At 59.8% G+C, this 23,893-nt stretch carries 18 protein-coding genes, 1 tRNA gene and 2 pseudogenes; 14 read left to right on the forward strand and 7 right to left on the reverse strand.

The features are described from left to right. Position 1 precedes the first annotated feature (1 nt). The 12 genes and pseudogenes from F0169_RS08725 to pqqE all read left to right on the forward strand — a co-directional run bounded on the left by F0169_RS08725 (position 2) and on the right by pqqE (position 13,138). Complete coding sequence (locus tag F0169_RS08725; RefSeq protein WP_152746263.1) at positions 2-3,373, forward strand: bifunctional diguanylate cyclase/phosphodiesterase; 3,372 nt, start codon at positions 2-4, stop codon at positions 3,371-3,373. 15 nt (positions 3,374-3,388) lie between these two features. Then, positions 3,389-3,465 (forward strand) — tRNA-Ile (locus F0169_RS08730). Positions 3,466-3,630: 165 nt separating this feature from the next. Further along, positions 3,631-4,152: a cupin domain-containing protein gene (locus tag F0169_RS08735; protein ID WP_152746264.1), complete on the forward strand. Its 522-nt coding sequence runs from the start codon at positions 3,631-3,633 to the stop codon at positions 4,150-4,152. Between the two features lie 60 nt (positions 4,153-4,212). Continuing rightward, positions 4,213-4,659, forward strand: coding sequence for an Lrp/AsnC family transcriptional regulator (locus tag F0169_RS08740; protein ID WP_058415250.1), 447 nt, complete (start codon positions 4,213-4,215; stop codon positions 4,657-4,659). A gap of 167 nt (positions 4,660-4,826) precedes the next feature. Continuing rightward, positions 4,827-6,524 carry a flavin monoamine oxidase family protein gene (locus F0169_RS08745; protein ID WP_058415294.1) on the forward strand — a complete coding sequence of 566 codons (1,698 nt, stop codon included), beginning with the start codon at positions 4,827-4,829 and terminating at the stop codon, positions 6,522-6,524. Between the two features lie 10 nt (positions 6,525-6,534). Further along, positions 6,535-7,329 carry a carbon-nitrogen hydrolase family protein gene (locus F0169_RS08750; RefSeq protein ID WP_152746266.1) on the forward strand — a complete coding sequence of 265 codons (795 nt, stop codon included), beginning with the start codon at positions 6,535-6,537 and terminating at the stop codon, positions 7,327-7,329. Between the two features lie 59 nt (positions 7,330-7,388). Further along, positions 7,389-9,764, forward strand: coding sequence for a pyrroloquinoline quinone biosynthesis protein PqqF (gene pqqF / locus F0169_RS08755; protein ID WP_152746267.1), 2,376 nt, complete (start codon positions 7,389-7,391; stop codon positions 9,762-9,764). Between the two features lie 158 nt (positions 9,765-9,922). Next, a complete protein-coding gene (gene pqqA, locus F0169_RS08760) occupies positions 9,923-9,997 on the forward strand; it encodes a pyrroloquinoline quinone precursor peptide PqqA (RefSeq protein WP_003194766.1) in 75 nt (24 codons plus the stop codon). A gap of 71 nt (positions 9,998-10,068) precedes the next feature. Beyond that, entirely contained in the window at positions 10,069-10,980 is a 912-nt protein-coding gene (gene pqqB / locus F0169_RS08765) for a pyrroloquinoline quinone biosynthesis protein PqqB (RefSeq protein WP_152746268.1), read from the forward strand. Between the two features lie 11 nt (positions 10,981-10,991). Next, positions 10,992-11,743: pseudogene (pqqC, locus tag F0169_RS08770) on the forward strand (pyrroloquinoline-quinone synthase PqqC). Next, positions 11,740-12,015, forward strand: coding sequence for a pyrroloquinoline quinone biosynthesis peptide chaperone PqqD (gene pqqD, locus F0169_RS08775; protein ID WP_122251737.1), 276 nt, complete (start codon positions 11,740-11,742; stop codon positions 12,013-12,015). Before pqqC ends, pqqD begins: the two are co-directional and overlap by 4 nt. After that, positions 12,008-13,138: a pyrroloquinoline quinone biosynthesis protein PqqE gene (gene pqqE, locus F0169_RS08780; protein ID WP_058415244.1), complete on the forward strand. Its 1,131-nt coding sequence runs from the start codon at positions 12,008-12,010 to the stop codon at positions 13,136-13,138. The genes pqqD and pqqE overlap by 8 nt, the downstream gene beginning before the upstream one ends. Positions 13,139-13,143: 5 nt before the next feature. On the opposite strand, the gene F0169_RS08785 is transcribed toward pqqE, so the two are convergent. The 4 genes and pseudogenes from F0169_RS08785 to F0169_RS08800 form a co-directional block, all read right to left on the reverse strand. Further along, a complete protein-coding gene (locus tag F0169_RS08785; protein ID WP_082649098.1) occupies positions 13,144-13,302 on the reverse strand; it encodes a YqaE/Pmp3 family membrane protein in 159 nt (52 codons plus the stop codon). Between the two features lie 95 nt (positions 13,303-13,397). Next, a complete protein-coding gene (locus F0169_RS08790) occupies positions 13,398-13,718 on the reverse strand; it encodes a helix-turn-helix domain-containing protein (RefSeq protein WP_058415243.1) in 321 nt (106 codons plus the stop codon). Next, positions 13,702-14,065, reverse strand: a pseudogene (locus F0169_RS08795) (type II toxin-antitoxin system RelE/ParE family toxin). The gene F0169_RS08790 and the pseudogene F0169_RS08795 overlap by 17 nt, the downstream one beginning before the upstream one ends. Positions 14,066-14,301: 236 nt before the next feature. Further along, positions 14,302-15,564, reverse strand: coding sequence for an aminotransferase class III-fold pyridoxal phosphate-dependent enzyme (locus tag F0169_RS08800; protein WP_172979376.1), 1,263 nt, complete (start codon positions 15,562-15,564; stop codon positions 14,302-14,304). 209 nt (positions 15,565-15,773) lie between these two features. Here F0169_RS08800 and F0169_RS08805 point away from each other — a divergent pair, with 209 nt between their 5' ends. Then, positions 15,774-16,673, forward strand: a complete 900-nt coding sequence (locus F0169_RS08805) for a LysR family transcriptional regulator (RefSeq protein WP_152746270.1) — start codon at positions 15,774-15,776, stop codon at positions 16,671-16,673. Positions 16,674-16,899: 226 nt separating this feature from the next. Here F0169_RS08805 and F0169_RS08810 read toward each other — a convergent pair whose 3' ends face one another. From F0169_RS08810 to F0169_RS08820, 3 genes are all read right to left on the reverse strand, one after another. Next, a complete protein-coding gene (locus F0169_RS08810) occupies positions 16,900-18,678 on the reverse strand; it encodes an acyl-CoA dehydrogenase C-terminal domain-containing protein (RefSeq protein ID WP_152746271.1) in 1,779 nt (592 codons plus the stop codon). A gap of 161 nt (positions 18,679-18,839) precedes the next feature. Then, complete coding sequence (locus F0169_RS08815) at positions 18,840-20,612, reverse strand: acyl-CoA dehydrogenase C-terminal domain-containing protein (protein WP_152746272.1); 1,773 nt, start codon at positions 20,610-20,612, stop codon at positions 18,840-18,842. A gap of 90 nt (positions 20,613-20,702) precedes the next feature. Then, positions 20,703-21,992 (reverse strand): GGDEF domain-containing protein, encoded by a 1,290-nt coding sequence (locus F0169_RS08820; protein WP_152746273.1) that lies wholly within the window; start codon positions 21,990-21,992, stop codon positions 20,703-20,705. Between the two features lie 299 nt (positions 21,993-22,291). Between F0169_RS08820 and F0169_RS08825 the strand changes: the two genes are divergently transcribed. Continuing rightward, positions 22,292-23,893 (forward strand): hypothetical protein, encoded by a 1,602-nt coding sequence (locus F0169_RS08825; RefSeq protein WP_152746274.1) that lies wholly within the window; start codon positions 22,292-22,294, stop codon positions 23,891-23,893.

Here is a 23,893-nt window from a genome sequence, read left to right on the forward strand (position 1 = left end):
TATGCCCAGACTGTCGACCGTGATACTGCTATCGCTGCTGACCTGGACCGCGACGGCTGGCGCGTTGACTCTCACTGATGATGAGCGTGGCTGGCTGGCGGACCATCAAGAGCTGCGCCTTGGCGTGGACAACGCTTGGCCACCTTTTGAATACCTTGACGAAAATGGCCGCTATCAAGGCCTGGCCGCAGACTACGTGCGCCTGATCCAGGATCGCCTGGGCGTTAGAATCAAACGGGTCGAGCCCGCGAACTGGGCCGACGTGCTCGAACAGGCCAAAAATAACCAGCTCGACCTGCTGCCCGGCATCATGTCCACCCCGGAACGCCAGGGTTTTCTGGCCTTCACACGCCCGTATCTCGACTTCCCCATTGTCATCCTCGCCCATGAAGGCGGTGCGAAACCGCGCAACCTCAAGGACCTGTACGGACTGAAGATTGCCGTGGTGGAAAACTACGCAACTCACGAGTTGCTACGCACCCATCATCCCGACCTCAACCTGGTGACCATGCCCAACGTCAGCTCGACGCTGCAAGCGCTGGCCACCGATGAAGTGGATGCCGTGGTCGGCGACCTGGCATCCAGTGTCTGGAGCCTGCGCCAATTGAAGCTGGATGGTTTATACGTCAGCGGCGAAACGCCCTACCGCTACCAGTTGGCAATGGGCGTGCCACCGGACAAGAAAGTGCTGGTGGGCATCCTGGACAAGGTTCTTGCTGACCTCAGCTCGGACGAAACCGACGCAATCCAGCAACACTGGGTAGGCAGCCTCACTGATCACCGTGCGTTTTGGACCCAATTATTGATATACGGCCTGCCCGCGGTACTGCTGCTGACTACCCTGCTGGCCATCGTGATGTGGATCAATCGCCGGCTGAGCTCGGAAATTGCCCGGCGGGTAGCGCTTGAGCAAAAACTGCGCAGCAGTGAGTACCACTATCGCGGCCTGGTGGAGAGCCTGTCCGCCATTGCCTGGGAAGCCAATGTCACCGACTTTACTTACAGCTACGTGTCGCCGCATGCCGAAGAGTTACTCGGCTACCCGCGTGCGCACTGGCTGATTCCGGGCTTCTGGCAAACCATCATTCACCCTGCCGACCGAACCCGTACGCAGGACTACTGCCACCGCGAGACCCACGCCAATCGTGACCACAGCGTCGATTATCGAGTGGTCACCGCCGACGGTCGCTGCGTGTGGGTACGCGACATTGTCAGCCTGATCAAGCACGGGCATCAGCCCGTTCTGCGCGGCTTGATGATCGACATCAGCGAAGCCAAGCGCACCGAAGAAGCATTGCAGCTTTCCGAGCAGAAATTCGCCAAGGCCTTCCACGCCTCACCCGACGGCTTGTCGCTGAGTCGTCAGCGCGATGGGTTGCTGATTGAAGTGAACGAGGGTTTCAGCCGCCTGACCGGCTTCACCCATGCAACCTCTCTGGACCAATCAAGCGTGGAGCTGGGCCTCTGGGTCGACCTCAATGAACGCGAGCGCATGCTGGAGCTGCTGCGGCGCGACGGCTTTGTTCGTGATTTCATCTGCCGTTTCCGCCGCGCCGACGGCATGATTCGCCTCTGCGAGTTGTCCTGCCGGCCGCTGCCCATCGGCGATGAAGACTGCATACTGACCATCGGCCGGGACATCACCGAACGCCAACTGACGCAAGAAAAACTGCAACAGGCTGCCACGGTGTTTGAGAGCACCGAAGAAGGCGTGTTGATCACCGATACCCTGCAGAACATCAGCGCCGTCAACCGCGCCTTCAGCGAGATCACCGGCTACAGCGAAACCGAAGCGCTGGGCCAAACGCCGCGCCTGCTTGCCTCTGGCCTGCACGACAGCGCGTTTTACGCTGCGATGTGGCACCAGTTGGCCGCCAAAGGCCACTGGCAGGGAGAAATTTCCAACCGCCGCAAGAACGGCGAGCTTTACCCCTGCTGGTTGACGATCAACGCCGTACGCAACCGCGAACAGTTGATTACACACTTCGTGGCGGTATTTGCCGACATCTCCAGCCTCAAGCACGCCCAGGCCCGTCTCGACTACCAGGCGCATCACGACCCACTGACCGGTTTACCCAATCGCACGCTGTTTGAAAACCGGCTGCAGGCAGCCCTCAACAGCCAAGAGGAAAGCGGCAGCCAAGGTGCCGTGCTGTTCCTCGACCTGGACCGTTTCAAACACATCAACGACAGCCTCGGCCACCCCATCGGCGACCTGTTGCTCAAAGGCATCGCCGTGCGCCTCAAGGACCAATTGCGCGACGTCGACACCGTGGCGCGACTGGGCGGCGACGAGTTCATCATCCTGCTACCCGGCCTGCAACAAGCCAGCGATGCCCACCACCTGGCGAATAAACTGCTCGCCTGCTTCACACCGCCGTTTCAGGCTGGCGAACACGAGTTTTTTATCAGCGCCAGCATCGGCACCAGCCTCTACCCTCAAGACGGCACCGACGTCGCCACTTTGGTCAAAAACGCCGACGCCGCGATGTACCGTTCCAAGGCCAAAGGCCGCAACCGCGTCGAACGGTACACCCGCGACCTCACCGCCCAGGCCAACGAGCGCGTGGTACTCGAACACGAACTGCGCCGCGCCATCGAACGTAAAGAGCTGAGCCTTTTTTACCAGCCAAAACTGAGCCTGGTGACGCAACAACTGATCGGCGCCGAAGCCCTCATCCGCTGGCATCACCCGACCTTTGGCGAGGTTCCACCCGAGCACTTCATCGCACTCGCCGAAGAGAACGGCATGATCGTGCAGATCGGCGACTGGGTGCTGGAACAGGCGTGCCGCCAAATGCACGCGTGGCAAACAACCTTCGAGGGCTTCGGCTCATTGTCGGTCAACCTTGCCGGCGCACAACTGCGCCACCCCAACCTGCTGGCACGCGTCAAACAGCTACTGAGCGACTACCACCTGGAGCCCGGCTGCCTGCAACTGGAGATCACCGAAAACTTCATCATGAGCCAGGCCGAAGAAGCACTCGACGTGCTGCACCAACTCAAACACCTGGGCGTGCAACTGGCGATCGACGATTTCGGCACCGGTTATTCATCCCTCAGCTACCTCAAGCGCCTGCCGCTGGACTTTCTGAAGATCGACCAATCCTTCGTACGCGGCCTGCCCGACGACCCACACGACGCCGCAATAGTGCGCGCCATCATCGCGCTGGGCCACAGCATGCAATTCACCCTCATCGCAGAAGGCGTGGAAAACCCCGCGCAACAAGCGTTCCTCGCCGCCGAAGGCTGCGAACAGATGCAAGGCTACATCGTCAGCCTGCCCCTGCCGCCCGAGATTTTTGCCACGAGGTTCCTTCGTATGAGCGTTAAGGATTTTTCGGATAGCACAGAGGGGAAACCATCGTTATAATCCGCGGCCTACTGAGGGCCTATAGCTCAGTTGGTTAGAGCAGGGGACTCATAATCCCTTGGTCGTAGGTTCGAGTCCTACTGGGCCCACCATACTCAAAGCCGCGCATTGCGCGGCTTTCGTGTATCTGCCGTCTGGCAATTTGAGGCGCTGACTCCCCGGTCCTTCTTCGCAATGAAAGATTTGTTAATTGCCCGTAACCGCTCCAGCACAGACCATGGCCAGCCATCCACCTCCACACGAGGAAAATCGGCTCCATGCCTCAAGCCATCCTTTCACCCCACGCGCTACTCCACTCTCTCTTCAACCTGAGCACGCGTTTCGCAGGCGCTGTCGCTATCACCCTCGCGACCCTCAACTGCGCACACGCCGCAACAGCCGCCCCGGCGACCATCAAGGCGTTCAAGCTGTGCACTGGCGCGGACAATGCCTCGCACGTGCTTGAGGGAACCATCGACCAGAACATGCGCAACGACGTGACCGCGATTCACTTCAAGCAAACCCCTGCGCATGCCGTTTACGGTTGGCATAACGACCCGGAGCCGCAGTACGTGATGACGCTGTCCGGCACGCTGGCATTTGCCACTCGTGGTGGCGAGACGTTCACTTTGCATCCCGGTGAGGTGTTGGTCGCCGAAGACAATACCGGTTCAGGGCATCGCTGGAAGCTGGTTGATGACCAACCTTGGCGTCGCGGCTATGTGGTGTTGAAGCCTGGCGCGCCCGATTCGTTTGTGCCGAACGACGCCGCTGCGGCGAAAGTGTGCAAGGCGCCTTAGCCTCGCAGATCGAAGCCTGTAACATGCCACTCCATTGTCGCCCGCACTGGAGCTTGCGTTTTGCCCGTCCTCGATGAAATCGACCGCCAACTGATTGCCGCCTTGCAGATCAACGCTCGCGAAAGCGTGGCGATGCTTGCCCGTCAATTGGGAATTGCGCGTACCACGGTGACGTCACGTCTGGCGCGCCTGGAGAAAACCCAGGTGATTACCGGCTATGGCGTGCGTCTTGGCCAACGTGCCACCGATGGCGGTTTGCAGGCGTATGTCGGGATCACGGTGCAACCGCGTTCGGGCAAGGACGTGCTGAAAAGGCTGAGTGCCATGGCCCAAGTGCAGCAGTTGTGTGCGGTGAGCGGCGAGTTTGATTACGTGGCGTGGCTGCGCACCGACTCGCCGGAGCAACTGGATCAGTTGCTGGACCAGATCGGCAGCGTCGACGGGGTGGAAAAAACCACCACCTCGATCATCCTCAGTAACAAATTGGACCGCGGCCAACCAATATGACCACATACCTCGTCACTTTGACTAAAAACAATCCAATCCGACGACACTTTGCGTCTTATTAACGGACGCTACGCTCCTTAAACTGGCAGCCATCTTTTCCTATACTCAGTGGATCGCGTGCCGCCGAGTCGCCAGCAAGGTCAGCCATGAGCATTCCTTCCAGCACCATCAGCAAAACCAATCGCCACCCTGCCGACGGCAAAAAACCCATCACCATTTTTGGCCCGGATTTTCCGTTTGCCTTTGATGACTGGATTGAGCATCCGGCGGGTTTGGGCAGTATCCCGGCCGCCAACCACGGCGCCGAAGTGGCGATTGTCGGTGCCGGGATTGCGGGCCTGGTGGCCGCTTACGAGTTGATGAAACTGGGCCTCAAGCCGGTGGTGTACGAAGCCTCGAAAATGGGCGGTCGCCTGCGCTCTCAGGCGTTTGAAGGTGCCGAAGGCATCATCGCCGAGTTGGGTGGCATGCGTTTCCCGGTGTCCTCCACCGCGTTCTACCACTATGTGGACAAGCTGGGCCTGGAGACTAAACCCTTCCCCAACCCGTTGACACCGGCCTCCGGCAGCACCGTGGTCGACCTGGAAGGCCAGACCCACTACGCCGAAAAACTCTCCGACTTGCCGGTGCTGTTTCAGGAAGTCGCAGACGCCTGGGCCGATGCGCTGGAGGCCGGCTCGCAATTCGGTGACATTCAGCAAGCCATCCGCGACCGCGACGTGCCGCGCCTCAAAGCGCTGTGGAACAAGCTGGTGCCGCTGTGGGACGACCGCACCTTCTATGATTTCGTCGCCACTTCCAAAGCCTTCGCCAAACTGTCGTTCGCGCACCGCGAAGTGTTTGGCCAGGTGGGTTTCGGCACCGGCGGCTGGGACTCGGATTTCCCCAATTCCATGCTCGAAATTTTCCGCGTAGTCATGACCAACTGCGACGACCATCAGCACTTGGTGGTCGGTGGCGTAGCGCAAGTGCCCATGGGTATCTGGCGCCATGTGCCGGAGCGTTGTGCGCATTGGCCAGCCGGTACCAGCCTCAGTTCGTTGCACCATGGCGCGCCACGGGCCGGGGTCAAGCGCATTGCGCACGCGGCCGGTGGCCGTTTTGCAGTGACCGATAACTATGGCGACACGCGCGAATACGCTGCGGTGCTGACCACCTGCCAAAGCTGGCTGCTGACCACTCAGATCGACTGCGACGAAACCTTGTTCTCGCAAAAAATGTGGATGGCCCTCGACCGAACCCGCTACATGCAGTCGTCGAAAACCTTCGTGATGGTCGACCGTCCATTTTGGAAAGACAAAGACCCGGAGACCGGCCGCGACCTGATGAGCATGACGCTTACCGATCGTCTGACACGCGGCACGTATTTGTTTGAAAACGGCAAATTCGACAACGGTGACGACAAGCCGGGAGTGATTTGCCTGTCGTACTCGTGGATGAGCGACGCGCTGAAAATGCTCCCTCAGCCCATCGACAAGCGGGTGAAGCTGGCCCTCGACGCACTGAAAAAGATCTACCCGAAAGTCGACATCAAGGCGCGCATTATCGGCGACCCGATTACCGTGTCCTGGGAGGCCGACCCGCATTTTCTCGGGGCATTCAAAGGCGCTTTGCCTGGCCACTATCGCTACAACCAGCGCATGTACGCGCACTTCATGCAGAAGGACATGCCCGCCGAGCAACGCGGAATTTTTATCGCCGGTGACGACGTGTCGTGGACTCCGGCCTGGGTGGAGGGCGCGGTGCAAACCTCACTGAACGCGGTGTGGGGCATCATGACCCACTTTGGCGGCAGCACTCACCCGGAAAACCCGGGGCCGGGTGATGTATTTGACGAAATCGGGCCGATCGCCCTGGCCGATTAAGGAGTTGAACATGCGCGTTGCCTTGTACCAATGCCCGCCGTTGCCGCTGGATGTGGCCGGCAACCTGACACGCCTGCACCAACTCGCGCATGAGGCGTCGGGGGCCGATGTGCTGGTGCTGCCGGAGATGTTCCTCAGCGGTTACAACATCGGCGCCGAGGCCGTTGGCGCGCTGGCCGAAGCGCAGGATGGGCCATCGGCACAGGCGATAGCCGCGCTTGCCAAAAGCGCCGGGCTGGCGATTCTGTACGGCTACCCGGAGCGGGCCGAGGATGGGCAGATCTACAACGCCGTGCAGTTGATCGACGCCCACGGCCAGCGCCTGTGCAACTACCGCAAAACTCACTTGTTTGGCGACCTGGACCACGCGATGTTCAGCGCCGGAGGGGATGACTTCCCGCTGGTGGAATTGAACGGCTGGAAGCTTGGGTTGCTGATCTGCTACGACCTGGAGTTTCCGGAAAATACGCGGCGCCTGGCCTTGGCCGGTGCCGAGCTGATCCTGGTGCCCACCGCCAATATGGTGCCGTTCGACTTCGTCGCCGATGTGACCGTGCGGGCGCGGGCGTTTGAAAACCAGTGTTATGTGGCCTACGCCAACTACTGTGGGCAGGAAGGCGATATTCAGTACTGTGGGCAAAGCAGCATTGCCGCGCCGAATGGCCAGCGCATCGCCCAGGCTGGCCTGGACGAAGCGTTGATCGTCGGGGTACTGGAGCGCCAGTCGATCCTCGACGCACGCGTCGCCAATCACTACCTGCAAGACCGTCGCCCCGAGCTGTACGGCGCGCTATACAAGCCCTGATCTGACCTGATTTGGCGGGATGCGTTAGCATTGGCACTTCCCACGTTTCGGAAGTGCCCATGCCTGCGCCGGCCCCCCCTCATCACCTTCACTTGACCCTGGCCAACGGCCTGCGGGTTTCCTTGCGCCATGCGCCGCGCTTGAAGCGCTGCGCGGCAGTTTTACGGGTGGCCGCCGGCAGCCATGACGTGCCACTAGCCTGGCCAGGGTTGGCGCATTTTCTTGAGCATTTGCTGTTTCTCGGTACTGAGCGTTTTCCCACGCGCGAAGGCTTGATGGCCTACGTGCAGCGCCATGGCGGGCAGGTCAACGCCAGCACCCGTGAGCGCACCACAGACTTCTTCTTTGAAGTGCCGATAACCACATTTGCTGACGGGCTGGAGCGGCTGGCCGACATGCTGACGCACCCGCGCCTGGCGGTTGACGATCAATTGCGTGAGCGCGAAGTGCTGCACGCAGAGTTTGTTGCATGGTCGCAAGATGCCAAGGCGCAACAAGAGGTCGCGCTGCTGCAGGGCTTGGCGGCTGATCACCCGCTGCGCGGCTTTCATATGGGTAACCGCGACAGCCTGCCGGTGGAGCGCGAGGCATTTCAGCAAGCACTGCGGGCATTCCACACGCATTTCTATCAGAGTGGGCAGATGGCCCTGAGCCTCGCCGGCCCGCAGCCGCTACAAGAGCTGGAAGCGTTGGCCCAGCGTTTCAGCCAAGCATTAACCTCGGGGCCTGCGCACCCGCAGGCCGCTCCGCCGGCCTTGCTGCAAGGCCAGGCGCGTGGCTATCAACACATCGCTAATGATCATCTGCACCACGTGATTGCCGCTGACGCACCCGGCGAGGCACTGGATTTTCTGTGCACCTGGCTCAACGCATCGGCGCCCGGCGGCTTGCTGGCTGAGCTGAAAGCGCAAAAGCTGGCCACTGCACTGCAGGCGTCTGTGCTTTATCACTTCGCCGGGCAAGCGCTGTTGGATATTGACGTGACGCTTGATCCCGACTGCAATAGAGCCGCACACATCGAGGTGCTGCTACGCGACTGGCTGAGCTTTTTCGCACAGAGCAATTGGACCTCTCTGCGCGAAGAGTACGCGCTGATTGCGGCTCGCCAACAACAGATCCAAGGCCCGCTCGCATTGGCTCGAAATGCCAGCCAAGGCCTTTCGGAACAGGGCTTCGCCGCGCTGAAGACGATGCTTGATTCACTGCACCTGCCGGCCTCGGAACACGCTTGGCGACTGCCGCCGCACAACCCGCTCCTGCGCCCACCGGTCAAAGAGCAGCGCGCCGGGCTGATTCGCGGCCAAACCAGCGCTCACCGTGGCTTGCGTACCTTTGCTCAAGATCGCTCGCGGGGGCGACGGGAAGTGTCGGCGCTGACCTTTAGCCAAGCCTTGCCGGATGACAGCGATGAAGGCGCGCTGTACCTGCACTGGCGGTTTGACTCAGCCGTACCGGCTGGGCTGGAAAGCACATTGCAGCCGTTGCGCGAGCAGGCCCGCCAGGCCGGTGTCGAGCTGTCCTGCGAAACCACCGGCAATGATTGGCTGGTAAAAATGATCGGCCTTCATGAGCCGATGCCGGCAGTGCTCGACGCGCTGGCGAGCAGCCTGAACCACACCGATGCACACGTGGCGCAACCCGCCGCGGCGCCGATGATCGCGATTCGAGCGTTGCTCAAGGCGCTGCCCGCCTGCTGCACCGCCATCAGTGCGCAGGCCAGCGCGACGCCCGCGTCATGGGCCGGTGCACGCTGGCAAGGGCTGGGGGCGGGTTTGCCTGCTGCCTGCGAAGCGGCGATCAAAACCGCAGCCGCACGCTTGCCGGGGCAGCCGGCAAGCCTCGACCACACGCTGCAAAACCTTGAAGGCCAGCACCTCTGGCACGCGGTAAAAACCGACACCGGTGAAGCCGCCCTGCTGCTGTTTTGCCCAACGCCGACGAGCTCTCTGGCCGATGAGGCGGCCTGGCGATTGCTCGGGCATCTGCTGCAAGGGCCGTTTTATCAGCGCCTGCGCGTCGAGCTGCAACTTGGCTACGCGGTATTCAGCCACATCCGACAGATCAACGGGCAAACCGGCCTGCTATTTGGCGTGCAATCCCCCAGCGTTTCGCTGGCTGAAATCGTCGCTCACCTGCACACGTTCCTGGCCCAACTGCCGACGCTGATCGAGGGCAGTACTGACTTGGGCAACCAGAACCTGGCGCAACAATTCTGTGTCAAAACATTGCCCATCGCACAGGCCGCCGACCTGCTGTGGCACGCACAATTGGCGGGCAATCTGCCGGGGTATCTTGAACAGCTTCAGCAGCGGATCAAAGCCTGTACACGCGAGGATTTACGGCACGCGGCCAAGCAACTCAACGACGCCAAAGGCGGTTGGCACTACGTGGCCAACGGCCCGCGCATCATCGATATCGAGGCGTCTGCGGGCTGATCATTGCCGACACTGCAAAAGGCTTTTTCCGCCAAGACAGCGCTAACTGGAAAAGAATTGCGTAAGATCCGTACGCACTATCTGAACATCTCCGACTGGAGGTGGACTATATGTATTGCTCGGTAATGAAAGTCCCATCCCTTGATAGGAGTATGAATATGACCTGGTCAAAACCTGCTTACACCGACCTGCGCATCGGTTTCGAAGTCACCATGTACTTCGCCAGCCGTTAATTGGCTGAGTAATACAACGCCTCGGTTCGCCCGGGGCGTTTTTGTTTTGAGCTGTGCTTGATGGAGCGACCATGTTTGTCCAGATTCTAGGTTCCGCCGCCGGCGGTGGCTTCCCGCAGTGGAACTGTAACTGCGTGAATTGCGCGGGTTTTCGCGACGGCAGCCTACGGGCGCACGCGCGCACTCAGTCGTCTATCGCGATCTCGGACGATGGCGTGAATTGGGTGCTGTGCAATGCTTCGCCGGATATTCGCACGCAACTGCAGAGCTTTGCGCCGATGCAACCCGGCCGCGCGCTGCGCGATACCGGCATCAGCGCGATCATCCTGATGGACAGCCAGATCGACCACACCACCGGCCTGTTGAGCCTGCGTGAAGGCTGCCCGCACTCAGTGTGGTGCACCGACATGGTCCATGAAGACCTGAGCAGCGGTTTTCCGCTGTTCACCATGCTTACCCACTGGAACGGCGGCCTGGCCTGGAACCGTATCGAGCTGGACGCCAGCTTCACCATTCCGGCCTGCCCCAACTTGCGTTTCACGCCACTGCCGCTGCGCAGCGCCGCGCCGCCCTACTCGCCACACCGCTTCGACCCGCACCCGGGCGACAACATCGGCCTGATCGTCGAAGACCTGCGCACCGGCGGCAAACTCTTCTATGCGCCAGGGCTGGGCAAAGTCGATGCGCCGTTGCTGGAGATTATGGCCGGCAGCGATTGCCTGCTGGTGGACGGCACGATGTGGGATGACGACGAAATGCAGCGCCGTGGTGTCGGCACGCGCACCGGCCGCGAGATGGGCCACCTGGCGCAAAACGGCCCCGGCGGCATGCTCGAAGTGCTGGAGCAATTACCCAAGCAACGCAAAGTGCTCATTCACATCAACAACACCAACCCTATCCTCGATGAAGACTCCCCCGAGCGAGCGGAACTGGTGCGGCGCAATGTCGAAGTGGCTTACGACGGCATGAGCATCCAATTGTAGGAGCAAACCAAATGACTGACACACCGCTGACGCGCGAAGCCTTTGAGCAGGCGTTGCGGGCCAAGGGCGCCTTCTACCATATCTATCACCCGTACCACGTGGCGATGTATGAAGGTCGCGCTACCCGCGAGCAGATCCAGGGCTGGGTCGCCAACCGTTTTTACTATCAGGTGAACATCCCGCTGAAGGACGCCGCGATCCTCGCCAACTGCCCGGACCGTGAGATCCGCCGGGAGTGGATCCAGCGCCTGCTCGACCACGATGGCGCGCCCGGTGAAGACGGCGGTATCGAGGCCTGGCTGCGTTTGGGCCAGGCGTCGGCCTCGACCCGGACCAACTGCGCTCCCAGGAGCTGGTGCTGCCCGGCGTGCGTTTTGCGGTGGATGCCTACGTCAACTTTGCCCGCCGTGCCAGTTGGCAAGAAGCTGCGAGCAGCTCGCTGACCGAACTGTTCGCGCCGCAGATTCACCAATCGCGCCTCGACAGCTGGCCGCAGCACTACCCGTGGATCGACCCTGCCGGTTATGAATATTTCCGTACCCGGCTGGGCCAGGCCCGCCGCGATGTGGAACATGGCTTGGCGATTACGCTGCAGCACTACACCACCCGCGAAGGCCAGGAGCGGATGCTGGAAATACTCCAGTTCAAGCTCGACATCCTGTGGAGCATGCTCGACGCCATGAGCATGGCCTATGAACTCAACCGCCCGCCCTATCACAGCGTGACCGAGCAGCGGGTGTGGCATAAAGGGATCACCCTATGAGCTTTGATCGCAGCAAAAAACCGACGTGGCGTCAGGGCTATCGCTACCAGTACGAGCCCGCGCAAAAAGGCCACGTATTGCTCTACCCGGAAGGCATGATCAAGCTCAATGACAGCGCCGCGTTGATCGGTGGTTTGATCGACGGCGAGCGCGACGTGGCTGCCATTATCGTCGAGCTGGACAAACAGTTCCCCGGCGTACCGGAGCTCGCCGCAGACATCGAGCAATTCATGGAGGTCGCCCGTGCTGAGCACTGGATCACCCTTGCCTGAGACGCCAGCCATTGGCCTGCCGCTGTGGTTGCTCGCCGAGTTGACCTATCGCTGCCCGTTGCAATGCCCGTATTGCTCCAACCCGCTGGATTTTGCCGAGCAGGGCAAAGAGCTGAGTACCGAGCAGTGGATCAAGGTATTTCGCGAAGCGCGGGAGATGGGCGCGGCGCAACTGGGGTTTTCCGGTGGCGAGCCACTGGTGCGCCAGGACCTCGCCGAGCTGATTGCCGAGGCGCGCAAGCTGGGCTTCTACACCAACTTGATTACCTCCGGCATCGGCCTCACCGAGCAGAAGATCAGCGACTTCAAGAAGGCCGGGCTGGACCATATCCAGATCAGTTTCCAGGCCAGTGACGAGCAAGTGAACAACCTGCTGGCCGGCTCGAAAAAAGCGTTCGCGCAAAAGTTGGAAATGGCCCGCGCGGTCAAAGCGCACGGCTATCCAATGGTGCTTAACTTTGTCACGCATCGGCACAATATCGACAAGATCGACCGCATCATCGAGTTGTGCATCGCTCTGGAGGCGGACTTCGTCGAACTCGCCACCTGCCAGTTCTACGGCTGGGCGCAGCTCAATCGTGTGGGGTTGTTACCGACGCAAGAACAACTGGTGCGTGCCGAACGCATCACCAACGAATACCGCGCCAAGCTCGAAGCCGAAGGCCACCCGTGCAAGCTGATATTCGTGACGCCGGATTACTACGAGGAGCGCCCTAAAGCCTGCATGAATGGCTGGGGCAGCCTATTTCTGACGGTAACGCCGGACGGCACTGCCCTGCCCTGTCACGGTGCCCGACAGCTACCTGTGCAATTTCCCAACGTGCGCGATCACAGCATGCAGCACATCTGGTACGACTCGTTCGGGTTCAACCGCTTTCGCGGTTACGACTGGATGCCTGAGCCGTGCCGTTCATGCGATGAAAAGGAAAAAGACTTCGGCGGCTGCCGTTGTCAGGCGTTCATGCTCACGGGGGACGCGAGCAACGCTGATCCGGTGTGCAGCAAGTCCGAGCAGCACGGCATCATCCTGCAAGCGCGGGAAGAAGCCGAACACGCCACTCAGACTATTGAGCAATTGGCCTTTCGCAACGAGCGCAACTCACGGCTCATCGCAAAAGGCTAAAGGCCTTAGCGTTTGGCGATGATGTACACGGCGTGAATGATGCCGGGGAAATAACCGCACAAGGTCAGCAGAATATTCAGCCAGAACGCGCCAGCAAAACCCACTTGCATGAACACACCCAGTGGCGGCAGCAGAATGGCGATGATGATACGAATGATGTCCATGGGTTCAGCTCCAAAAAATCGGCTCGTGCGAGCCGTGTAGCTAATCGACCTTGGGCGCTCGTGAGGGTTCAGTGGGTTCTGGCATTGCGCCATCTTCAGGCGAGAATTTCCAGGCCGTGCTTTTGTACGATACTCAGCAACTTGAGCGCCATGCCGCTGGGTTGCTTCTCGCCGGATTCCCATTTTTTCACGGTAGAGGCGCTGGTGTTCAGGTAGCGGGCAAACACCGGTTGGCTGACGTGGCTGTTTTCGCGCAGTTGTTTGATTTGCTCGGCCGGGATTTGTGCCGGTGCAGGTGCAAAGCACATCGCGTCGAATTCTCGGAGCGTGGTCTTGCTGATGGCGCCAATCGAATACAACGCCTCGGCCGATTGATGAACGGACTCCAGCGCTTCACTTTCATATTTTCTGGTCATGATGTATCTCCACAAACTCCTTCATATCCAGTAGCTGCTGACCTGTGCTTGATTTAAACCTTCATAGGTCTTTGCAATCGCCCGAAGCCCGACCAGATCCTTTTGACTGATGTTGCTTTGGTCCTGCTTAGCGAACAGAAGCTGATAAACCCAGTAATGCCTGCCCTTGGCCAGCACCATAGAACGATGTCTATTCTGGTTGAGGCGCTTTTTCCACACACCACCACCCAAATTATCCGCCTGGCCTTTGAGCATCTCGCCAAATGCCTCCCTCACTCAGCATCGCAAATCCATGCCTTGCTGGCTGCATCCGCAAAACTGCGAGTTTTGAACAATCTTAACCTTATGGTCATCCCTTCCCCCAAACATACCACCCAGTGGTATAGATTAGAAATGGCGCACGCAAAAAGTGTGCGAGCCCTTTCGGCAGTCCTTGCCGACGCCCGCTAAAAAGCCATGCTTTCCACCCAGTCTCAAGCGACCATTGCAGTCCAAAAATGTCACGCGCAAAAAAAACGCCCCCAGCCAAAAGAATCAGGCTGGAGGCGCCGCGTATGCCGCGAGACGGTTCAGAAATAGGCGGTTAAACAGCAATGCCTTTGCGGCAGTGCAATTGCGCAGTGCGTACACGGGCGAAGGCGCGCGCTAGGCGCAGCAGCATGTCGTCAATGTGGTTTTTGCCGACGTTCAAGGCCGGGGTGAAGCGTAAACAGTTGGGCTGCGGCGCGGTGAGGATCAAGCCTTCGTGCAGCGCTGCCTTTACCACTGCATCTGCAGAATCATCCGACAATGTCAGCCCCCACATCAGGCCATGGCCGCGTAATGGGCCATGGTCATAGCGATAGGCTACTCGGGCCAGGCCTTCGCCCAAGTAAAGGCCGCACTCACGCACCTGCTCGAGAAAGCCGTTCTCTGACACCGCATCAAGTACTGCCACGCCGGCCGCTGCCATCAATGCATTGCCATGATGGGTGCCTTCCAATTCTCCCACCTCGAAGCAACAGGCCTTGCCGCGCGCCAGCAATGCGGCCAAGGGCACGCCGCCGCCCAGGCCTTTGCCGAGGGTGATGATGTCGGCGCGCACGCCGTACTGCTCTTCCACGAGCAAGGTGCCGCAGCGACCGATGCCGGTGTGCACTTCGTCGAGAATCAGCAAGATGCCCAGTTCACGGCACAGCCGCTCAACGCCCTTGAGGTAGTGTTCTGTCGCGGGCACCACGCCGGCTTCGCCCTGGATCGGCTCCAACATAATTGCGACGGTTTGCGCATCCACCGCCGCGTGCAACGCCGGCAGGTCGTTGAACGGTACGTGACTGAAACCCGGCAATTGCGGTTCAAAGCGGTTTGCACTGGCGCCCGCCGAGGCTGCCAGCGCCGCAAAACTGCGGCCGTGGCAAGCGTTGTTGGCGCTGATGATGCGATAAGCGCCGCCACGATGCAGTTGGCCCCATTTGCGCGCCAACTTGATCGCCGCTTCGCAGGCTTCCGTGCCGCTGTTGAGCAGGTAGGCCTGATCGCTGCCGGTGCGTTGGCAGAGGCGGTCGACCAGATCAAGTTGCGCACGGTTATGCAGGCCGTTCCCGGGGTTTATCAAGGCGTGGGTCTGATCGGCCAGAGCTTTGATCAACACCTGGGGGCTGTGACCAAGGCTGTTGGCGGCGTTGCCCTGGCTGAAATCCAGGTAGGCACGGTCATCACTGTCCCAGAGCCAAGCCCCTTGGCCGCGCACAAAGACCTGCGGTGGCCTGGCTACGGTGCGCATCAGCGATTCGCCGGGCAGGTCCTTGTGCCGCGCATTCAGCAGCAAATCGTCCAGGCTTGGCACAGGGCGACGGAACAGATTCACAGGTGCCTCCCAATGGCAACCGGACATTGGTCTGTGCTGCCCGCAAACACCGCATTGATGTTTGTTGCCTTGCCTATGTAAACACCTTCAACACAAACGCTATTCATTGCCCGATCCGGCCCTGTAATCCCTGCGAATAGGCGCTAGACTAGGCGTCTCAGCCCCCATCGGCCATTTCGATTTTCGAGCATTTTCGATAAGCAAACCTTATGGATTTCAAGCAACTGCGTTATTTCGTCGCGGTCTATGAAGAAGGCCACGTAGGCCGCGCAGCCGAGCGCCTGTCGATCTCCCAACCGGCGCTGTCGCAACAGATTCGCCAACTCGAACAGAACCTGGACGTGAGCCTGTTCGAGCGCAGCAGCAAGCGCCTGTTGCCCACGTTGGCCGCGCACACGTTGTACAACCACGCCTTGCCGTTGATTGATGGCATGCAACACGCCATCGAAGCCTTGCGCAATTTCAAGGGCCAAGCAATGCGCACGCTGGCCATTGGCGTGCTGCAAACCGTGCACACCAGCCTGGTTCCGCAAATGCTCGAACGCGTGCGCAAAGCGCAGCCACATTTGGTGGTGCAGATCTACGAACTGACCGGGCTTGAAATTGAACGCCGGCTGCTCAACGGCTCGCTGGATATTGGTATCAGTTACCTGCCGCCACGCCAGCCGGGTTTACACGGCGTGCTGTTGTATGAAGATGAATTGAAGGTGGTGATCCCGGACGACCATCCCCTGCGCGAATTCAAGAAAGTTTCGCTGAAACAGGCAGCCGAGTTGCCGATGTTGCTGTTGGGGGAGGAGTTTCAAATACGGCAGATCTGGCAGGGCCAACTGGCTAAGTCTGGGGCGGCGCCGCAAGTGCAGGCCGAGCTGAATACGATGGCGGGGATTCTCGACAGTTTGCCGCATACACAATTGGCGACGGTGCTGCCCGGACGCTCCCAGGACGAACACAATAGCCAGTTGCTGCTGTGGAAACCCTTGAGTGAACCGAGAGTGCCGCTGAAAGTGGGCTTGGTGTGCCGCGATGTGCAGCGCCAGCAAGCGACGATGGCGTTGCTGCGCACCTTGCTCGAGGACGTAATGAATGCCCCGCAGGCGCAGGCCTGACTTTTTCGCGGGCAAAAGAAAACCCCGCCGAAGCGGGGTTTTGCAGACTGTTTCCCTGACATCCATTTCACTCCGCCGTCCTGGCAGAATCCTACGTGTCCGTGTTGTTTCTTTGCGCTTCCTGCGCTACGTCCATGTGAAGTAGATTATCCGTGGATCCAATTTGGCGATAGAGGACGAATAGCAGCACGTCGTGTAAGAGAATGCTTACATACTCTTTTCGCCCTTAAAACAGCGCTTCATCCATCAGGAACAGCGATTCGCTACCGGCTTTTACCGAAGCGCTCAGCGAGTGAATACGCGGCAGCAGGCGGGCAAAGTAGAAACGTGCAGTGCCCAGCTTGCTGGCATAGAAGTCTTCCTCAGCTTCTTTGCCAAACGCCGCCTTGGCCATGCGCGCCCACATATAGGCATAAGCCATGTAGCCGAAGGCATGCAGGTACTCCACCGACGCCGCGCCGATTTCACTCGGGTTGGTTTTGGCGCGGTCCAGCACCCACGCCGTCAATTCATCCAGGTGGGTCACGGCTGCGCTGAGCGGGCGGGTAAATTCGCCCAGCTCGGCGCCTGCCGTGGCGATGAACTGGCGGATCTCCTCGGCGAACAAGGTGTAGAACGCACCGTCGCTGCCGACGATCTTGCGCCCTACCAAGTCCAGCGCCTGAATGCCGTTGGTGCCTTCGTAGATCTGCGTGATGCGCACGTCACGCACCAACTGCTCCTGGCCCCACTCGCGGATGTAGCCGTGGCCGCCAAACACCTGCTGGCCGAGCACTGTGGTTTCAAGGCCTAAGTCGCTGAGAAACGCCTTGGCCACCGGCGTCAGCAACGCCACCAGGCTGTCTGCACGCTCGCGGGCGCGCGGATCTTCGCTGAACTTGGCGATGTCCAACTGGGTTGCCACATACGTGGAAAACGCACGGCCACCTTCGTTCGCAGCTTTCATGGTCAACAGCATGCGGCGCACGTCGGGGTGCACGATGATTGGGTCGGCGACTTTGTCCTTGGCCTGGGCGCCGGTCGGCGAACGGCTTTGCAGACGGTCACGGGCGTACTCAATCGCGTTTTGATAAGACCGCTCACCCGACGCCAGGCCCTGAATACCCACCCCCAGGCGCTCATAGTTCATCATGGTGAACATCGCCGCCAAACCACGGTTCGGCTCGCCCACCAGATAGCCGACGGCCTGGTCAAAGTTCATCACGCAGGTAGCCGACGCCTGGATACCCATCTTGTGTTCGATCGAGCCGCAGCTCACCGCATTGCGCGCGCCCAGGCTGCCGTCGGCATTGACCATGAACTTGGGCACCAGGAACAGCGAGATACCCTTCGGACCCGCCGGTGCATCCGGCAGCTTGGCCAACACCAGGTGGATGATGTTTTCGGTGAGGTCGTGTTCGCCACCGGTGATAAAAATCTTGGTGCCGCTGAGGGTGTAGGAGCCGTCGGCCTGAGGCTCGGCCTTGGTGCGGATAATGCCCAAGTCCGTACCGGCATGCGCTTCGGTCAGGCACATGGAACCGGCCCACTCACCCGAGTACATTTTCGGCAGATACGTGGCCTTGAGCGCTTCGCTGGCGTGAGTGTTGATCGACACACAGGCGCCGGACGTCAGCATCGGGTACAGGCCGAACGCCAGGCTTGCCGAGTTGATCATCTCTTCGACTTGCGCCGATACCGCCTTGGGCATGCCCATGCCACCGAACGCCGGGTCGCCACCTACACCCACCCAACCGCCTTCAGCGTAGGTTTTGTAGGCATGTGGATAACCGTCCGGCGTGCTGACAACAGTGTCCGCCCAGCGGCAGCCTTGTTCATCGCCACCGCGATTGATCGGGGCAATGGTTTTGGTGCTGACTTTGCCGGCTTCTTCGAGGATGGCCTCGACGGTTTCGGCATCCACGGTGTCTGCCAATGCCGGCAATTGAGCCCACGTTTTGGCGACCTCAAAAACTTCGTTGAGGACGAAGCGCATATCACGCAGCGGCGCTTTGTAATCAGCCATGGCAAACCTCGTGAGAACATGAAAAGTGATTCGGTAAGATCGGTTTTACAGGCTCCGAGTGTACCCGAACAACTTTTCAGAGACATAGGGTCCGTTCGTGACCAGCAAGTATTTATAAGTCACGCCAGGATTCACACGTGGACCCTTTGAGTCAATTACGCTTACAAGGCAAACGCCTCCGCCGGCAGGCTCATCAGGCACTCGCTGCCCGCCTCCACGGCGGCGCGGTGCGTTGCAGTACGCGGCAGCAGGCGCTTGAAGTAGAAATCGCACGTCGCCAATTTGGCTTGGGCAAACGCGGCGTCATCGACCTGAGCCTGCGCCGCGATTGCCATGCGCAGCCACAGGTAGGCCAAAATGATGTAACCGCTGTACATCAAGTAATCCACGGCTGCCGCGCCTACCTCATCCGGGTTTTTCATCGCCGCCATGCCGACCTTCATCGTCAGCTCGCCCCATTGCTGGTTCAGTTGATTGAGCTGTTCCACGTGCGCCTTGAGCTGCGGGTGCCCGGCATTCGCTGCGCAGAACTTATGCACAATTTTGGTAAACCCGCGCAGCAGCTTGCCCTGGCTACCGAGCACCTTGCGCCCGAGCAGGTCGAGCGCCTGAATGCCGTTGGTGCCTTCATAGATCGGCGCAATCCGCGCATCACGCGCCAGTTGTTCCATGCCCCATTCGCGAATATAGCCGTGGCCACCGAATACCTGCATGCCGTGGTTGGTCACTTCCAGCCCGGTATCGGTCATAAAGGCTTTGCAGATGGGCGTTAAGAACGCCAACACGTCTTCGGCTTCCTGGCGCTCAGCGGCGTCTTGGCTCAGGTGCGCGGTGTCGAGCCATTGCGCGGTGAAATAGGCCAGCGCGCGGTTGCCTTCGTTGAGGGCTTTCATGGTCAGCAACATACGGCGCACGTCGGCGTGCACGATAATCGGGTCGGCGGCTTTCTCGGGAGCCTTGGCGCCGCTGAGTGAACGCATTTGCAGGCGGTCGTTGGCGTATTTGATCGCGCCCTGAAAACTCGCCTCGCCATTGCACAGGCCCTGCATGCCGGTGCCCAGGCGCGCGTGGTTCATCATGGTGAACATGCAATTGAGGCCTTTATTCGCCTCGCCAATCAGCACGCCCTTGGCGCCGTCGAAGTTCAGCACGCAGGTCGCCGAGGCCTTGATGCCCATTTTGTGCTCGATGGCGCCGCAGTGCACCGCATTGCGCTCGCCCGAATCCGCATGGAACTTGGGCACGATAAACAACGAGATGCCTTTGGTGCCCGCTGGGGCATCCGGTAGCTTGGCCAGCACCAGGTGGATAATGTTGGCGCTGAGGTCATGCTCGCCGGCTGATATGAAGATTTTGCTGCCGGTGAGCGCGTAACTGCCATCCGCCTGTGGCACGGCGCGGGTTTTGATCAGGCCCAGGTCGGTGCCGCAATGCGCTTCGGTCAGGCACATGGTGCCGGTCCACTCGCCGGCGGTGAGCTTGTGCAGGTAGGTGGCTTTCTGCTCCTCGGTGCCGTGCGCATGAATCGCTGCCATCGCGCCATGCGTCAACCCAGGGTACATGCCCCACGACGTGTTGCTGGAGCCGATCATTTCGCTCAGCACCAGGCCCAGCGAGTGCGGCAAGCCCTGGCCACCGTAGGCCGGGTCTGCCGCCAGGCCGTGCCAACCGCCTTCCACGTACTGGGCGAAAGCTTCCTTGAAGCCTTTGGGTGTAGTGACCACGCCGTTCTCGAAATGGCAGCCTTCTTCGTCGCCGCTGCGATTGAGCGGCGACAGCACGTTCTCGCAGAATTTGGCGCCCTCTTCGAGGATCGCGCTGACCATATCCGGGCTGGCGTCGGTCGCGCCCAAGGCAGCGTAGTGACCGTGGAAGTCGAACACGGTGTCGATCAGAAAGCGCATGTCGCGCAAGGGAGCTTTGTAGTCAGGCATGGCAATGTCTCCGGCAGCAGATGGTTTCAAGCTACTGCTGGCCACCGCCGCAAACAATCATTGTAGAACCGCTGAATGCACCGCCATCACTCAACCGGCAGCACTCTCCATGCGCACCGCGCCACGACGGGTTTGCCCGGCGGCGACCACGCAGTTACGCCCGGCGCCCTTGGCCGCGTAGAGCGCCTGGTCGGCGGACTTGAGCACTTCTTCGGGGGTGCGCTGCTCGGCCTGGCGCTCGGCCACGCCGATGCTCACGGTCACTGACACACTTGATGCGCCGCTGGCCGTGCGGCGTTGGCGGCCTTGCTGGTCGTCCTGCGGACGGTCCGCGTTGCGCAGCTTGATGTCATAGGTGGCGATGACCTCGCGGATCTCGTCCAGATGCGGCATGCATTCGTCCAGCGTCTTGCCGGCAAACACCACAGCAAACTCTTCACCGCCATAACGGTACGCGCGCCCGCCACCATTGACCTTGGACAGTTTGCTGGCCACCAGGCGCAGCACCTGGTCGCCCACGTCGTGGCCATGCGTGTCGTTAAAGCGCTTGAAGTGGTCAACGTCGGTCATCGCCAACACGTAATTACGCCCCAGCCGTTGCATGCGCTCATTGAGTGCGCGGCGCCCCGGCAAACCGGTCAGTTCATCACGAAAGGCCATTTGATAGGCTTCATGGGCCACACCGGCGGCGATCATCAACATCACCTGGCTGCAAATGATGTTCAGGGTGAACGGCAGAATGAACGTCTGCGGCAACATCCAGAACAACCCCAACAGCCCGACCAGTTGCGCCGCGTGCAACGGGCGCGGCTGGCGCCAGTACTGCACCGCCAGGGCGACAAAACCCACCAGGAACATCGGATACGACAGTTGGATCAGGTTCATCCAACTGCCATGCAAGGCCGGCCAGCGAATCTCCGCCAGCCAGTTCAGCAAGGCCTGCGGGAAACTTTGCTCAAGCGCCAAGGCCACGCTACCGATGGCGAAGAGCACTGCGCAGCGGGCAACGAAGTCGCGGAACAGATGGGTTTTCTCCTGCCACAGCGCATAAGTAGTAAACAGCAGCGGCAACAACAGGCAACACAGATGAAAGACCACCGCCGCATCTTCGCGCACACGGCCGTTGTCACGGTAATAATCGGTCTGGGTGTCCAACAGGAAGTAAACGACATACACCGTGATCATCAGGAACAGTTCACGCTGGCGACGATACACCGCGCAGTACGCACCGCCGAGCAGCAGCACCAGGGTTGGCAGCACGTTGAATAGCGAGGTGAAAAACACATTCAGGTCTTTAACGTACGCAGCCGAGAGCCCCGCCAACAACAGCAGCAGCGAAGGAAGAAAATGACTGACACGCACAGCGGACACGCGCAACAAAGGTAAAGCTCCGACACGCAAAAGAGTGATGGCACAGTGCCTGCTTGGCGACAGTTAAGCACACACCGGCAGCGATGTATCACATTGCCATCACTTTAACGGCCGATTGGCCTAATCCCTGAGTGTCAGACTGCGGTTTTTTATCACCGCTATAAACAGAGCAATGCGCGCACGTCCTCTCCCTGTTAGTTCTGACAGTATTCATCAATGACTAGCGCGTGCTTACTTGCACGTACCACTTTCGCCCAGCGGGTATTCGGGACAAGGGAGTGTCCCTACACACGATGGAAGTAACCGACATGGATAATTTAGTCAGCGAACAAGTACGTGCAGGCTCACTGTTCTTGATTCGTAACGCAATACCCAGGCTGCCGCCTCTTTCCGTGGTGGACGCTATCCCGAATACCGACGGCTTGATCCCCCTGCGGGCGGCGGCGAGTGACGTAAAAGTTTTGATCCCGCCGCTGCCGCAACCCGGTTCTCCCGGGGCTCAGTGCCGGATCATGGTGTTCATTGAAACCCCACCGCCGGGTGAATACCAAGCAGTGGCCTTCCAGCGATATTCTACTTATCCCTCTGGGGCGATTAATGTAGACGTTCCGCGCCGCATGGTGGGCAATGAAGGCGAGTACCGACTCACCTATACGGTGGACGACGGTGACAACGTCCTGAGCGCGACTGCCAGCACTCCCTTGAGGGTCCAAAAAACCCCGCCGTTCGGTTACGAGGTCATCACCGCGCCGCGCCCACTGCTGCCAACGAACCTGGCAATGCCGATCATTACAGACGACTATCTGGCCAACAATGACCCCGTTATGTTCCGAATTCCTGAACACGCGGTGACCAATGCCCAAACAGGGCTGAGGTATGTTCCCTACTATGGCAACACCGATAGCCATATGGAGGTGGCTTACACCGTAGCGCCCAACATTGTAGTCAACTTGCCCGACTACCCAGCCGTTCGCTACCTGCCCGTTCCAGCGTCAGTTATTCGCGCTCGCGGCAATGGCAGGCAGCAACTGACCTACCGCCTTGTGGACCAGGCCGGCAACCGAGCTCGGGATTCGTTGATTCTTGAGGTGATGGTGGCGCTGCGAATAACAGCGTCGAACATCGCGGCACCACGCGTGACCAACGCGGCTGCGCCCGACAACACGGTGACCTTGGGGGAGGTCAACCAAAGCGGGCAAGGCGGGATCGAGATGTGGCTGGACAGCGCCAACGGTCTGCAAAACGGTGATGCTGTGACTGTAATGCTGGGTACGACCAACCCCATGACCACGCCCCTGATCTACACCGGGCAGCCGTTACCGCTACGGTTTATTGTGACCATAGCGCAAGTGCAGGGCTACCTTCCGGGCACCACCATCAATAACGTGCAAGCCTCATTCCGGTTCAGGGTCACCAGCGGCGCAAATACCACTTTGGGGCCTGAAAGGACTCTCACCCTCAACTTTTCGCCTTTGATGCAGTTGTCAGCGCCGGTGGTGCGTAACCTGAATAACGGCAACCTCACCTGCAACTCGCCGCAGCCAGTGAGCGGGGATTACGCAAACCGGTTTATTGAGGTATTTCTCCCGCCTTCTATACTGCTGCGCTTTAACACGTCGGCGATATTGACCTGCGTACTCAGCCGACAGGACGACGGTTCAACCCTCATTGCTCCCCCGGTGACTCTCACAGTAACCATTTCACCGGACGCTGCCACAGTGGGCCAGACCGTGAACGTACCCTACTCGACCACCATGCGGGTCATCGGCAGAGGCGTGATGTATTTCAGCTATACGACGCTGAATACTTTCGGGCAAGTGGTTCAATCGCCGCCCTTGGCAATTGCCGTCAGAGGTGTTTTGCCCGGCAACGTCTATTGCGACGGAGCGCCTTTTATTCCGACACCTTAA

Source organism: Pseudomonas kitaguniensis, from assembly GCF_009296165.1.
Lineage (GTDB): Bacteria > Pseudomonadota > Gammaproteobacteria > Pseudomonadales > Pseudomonadaceae > Aquipseudomonas > Aquipseudomonas kitaguniensis.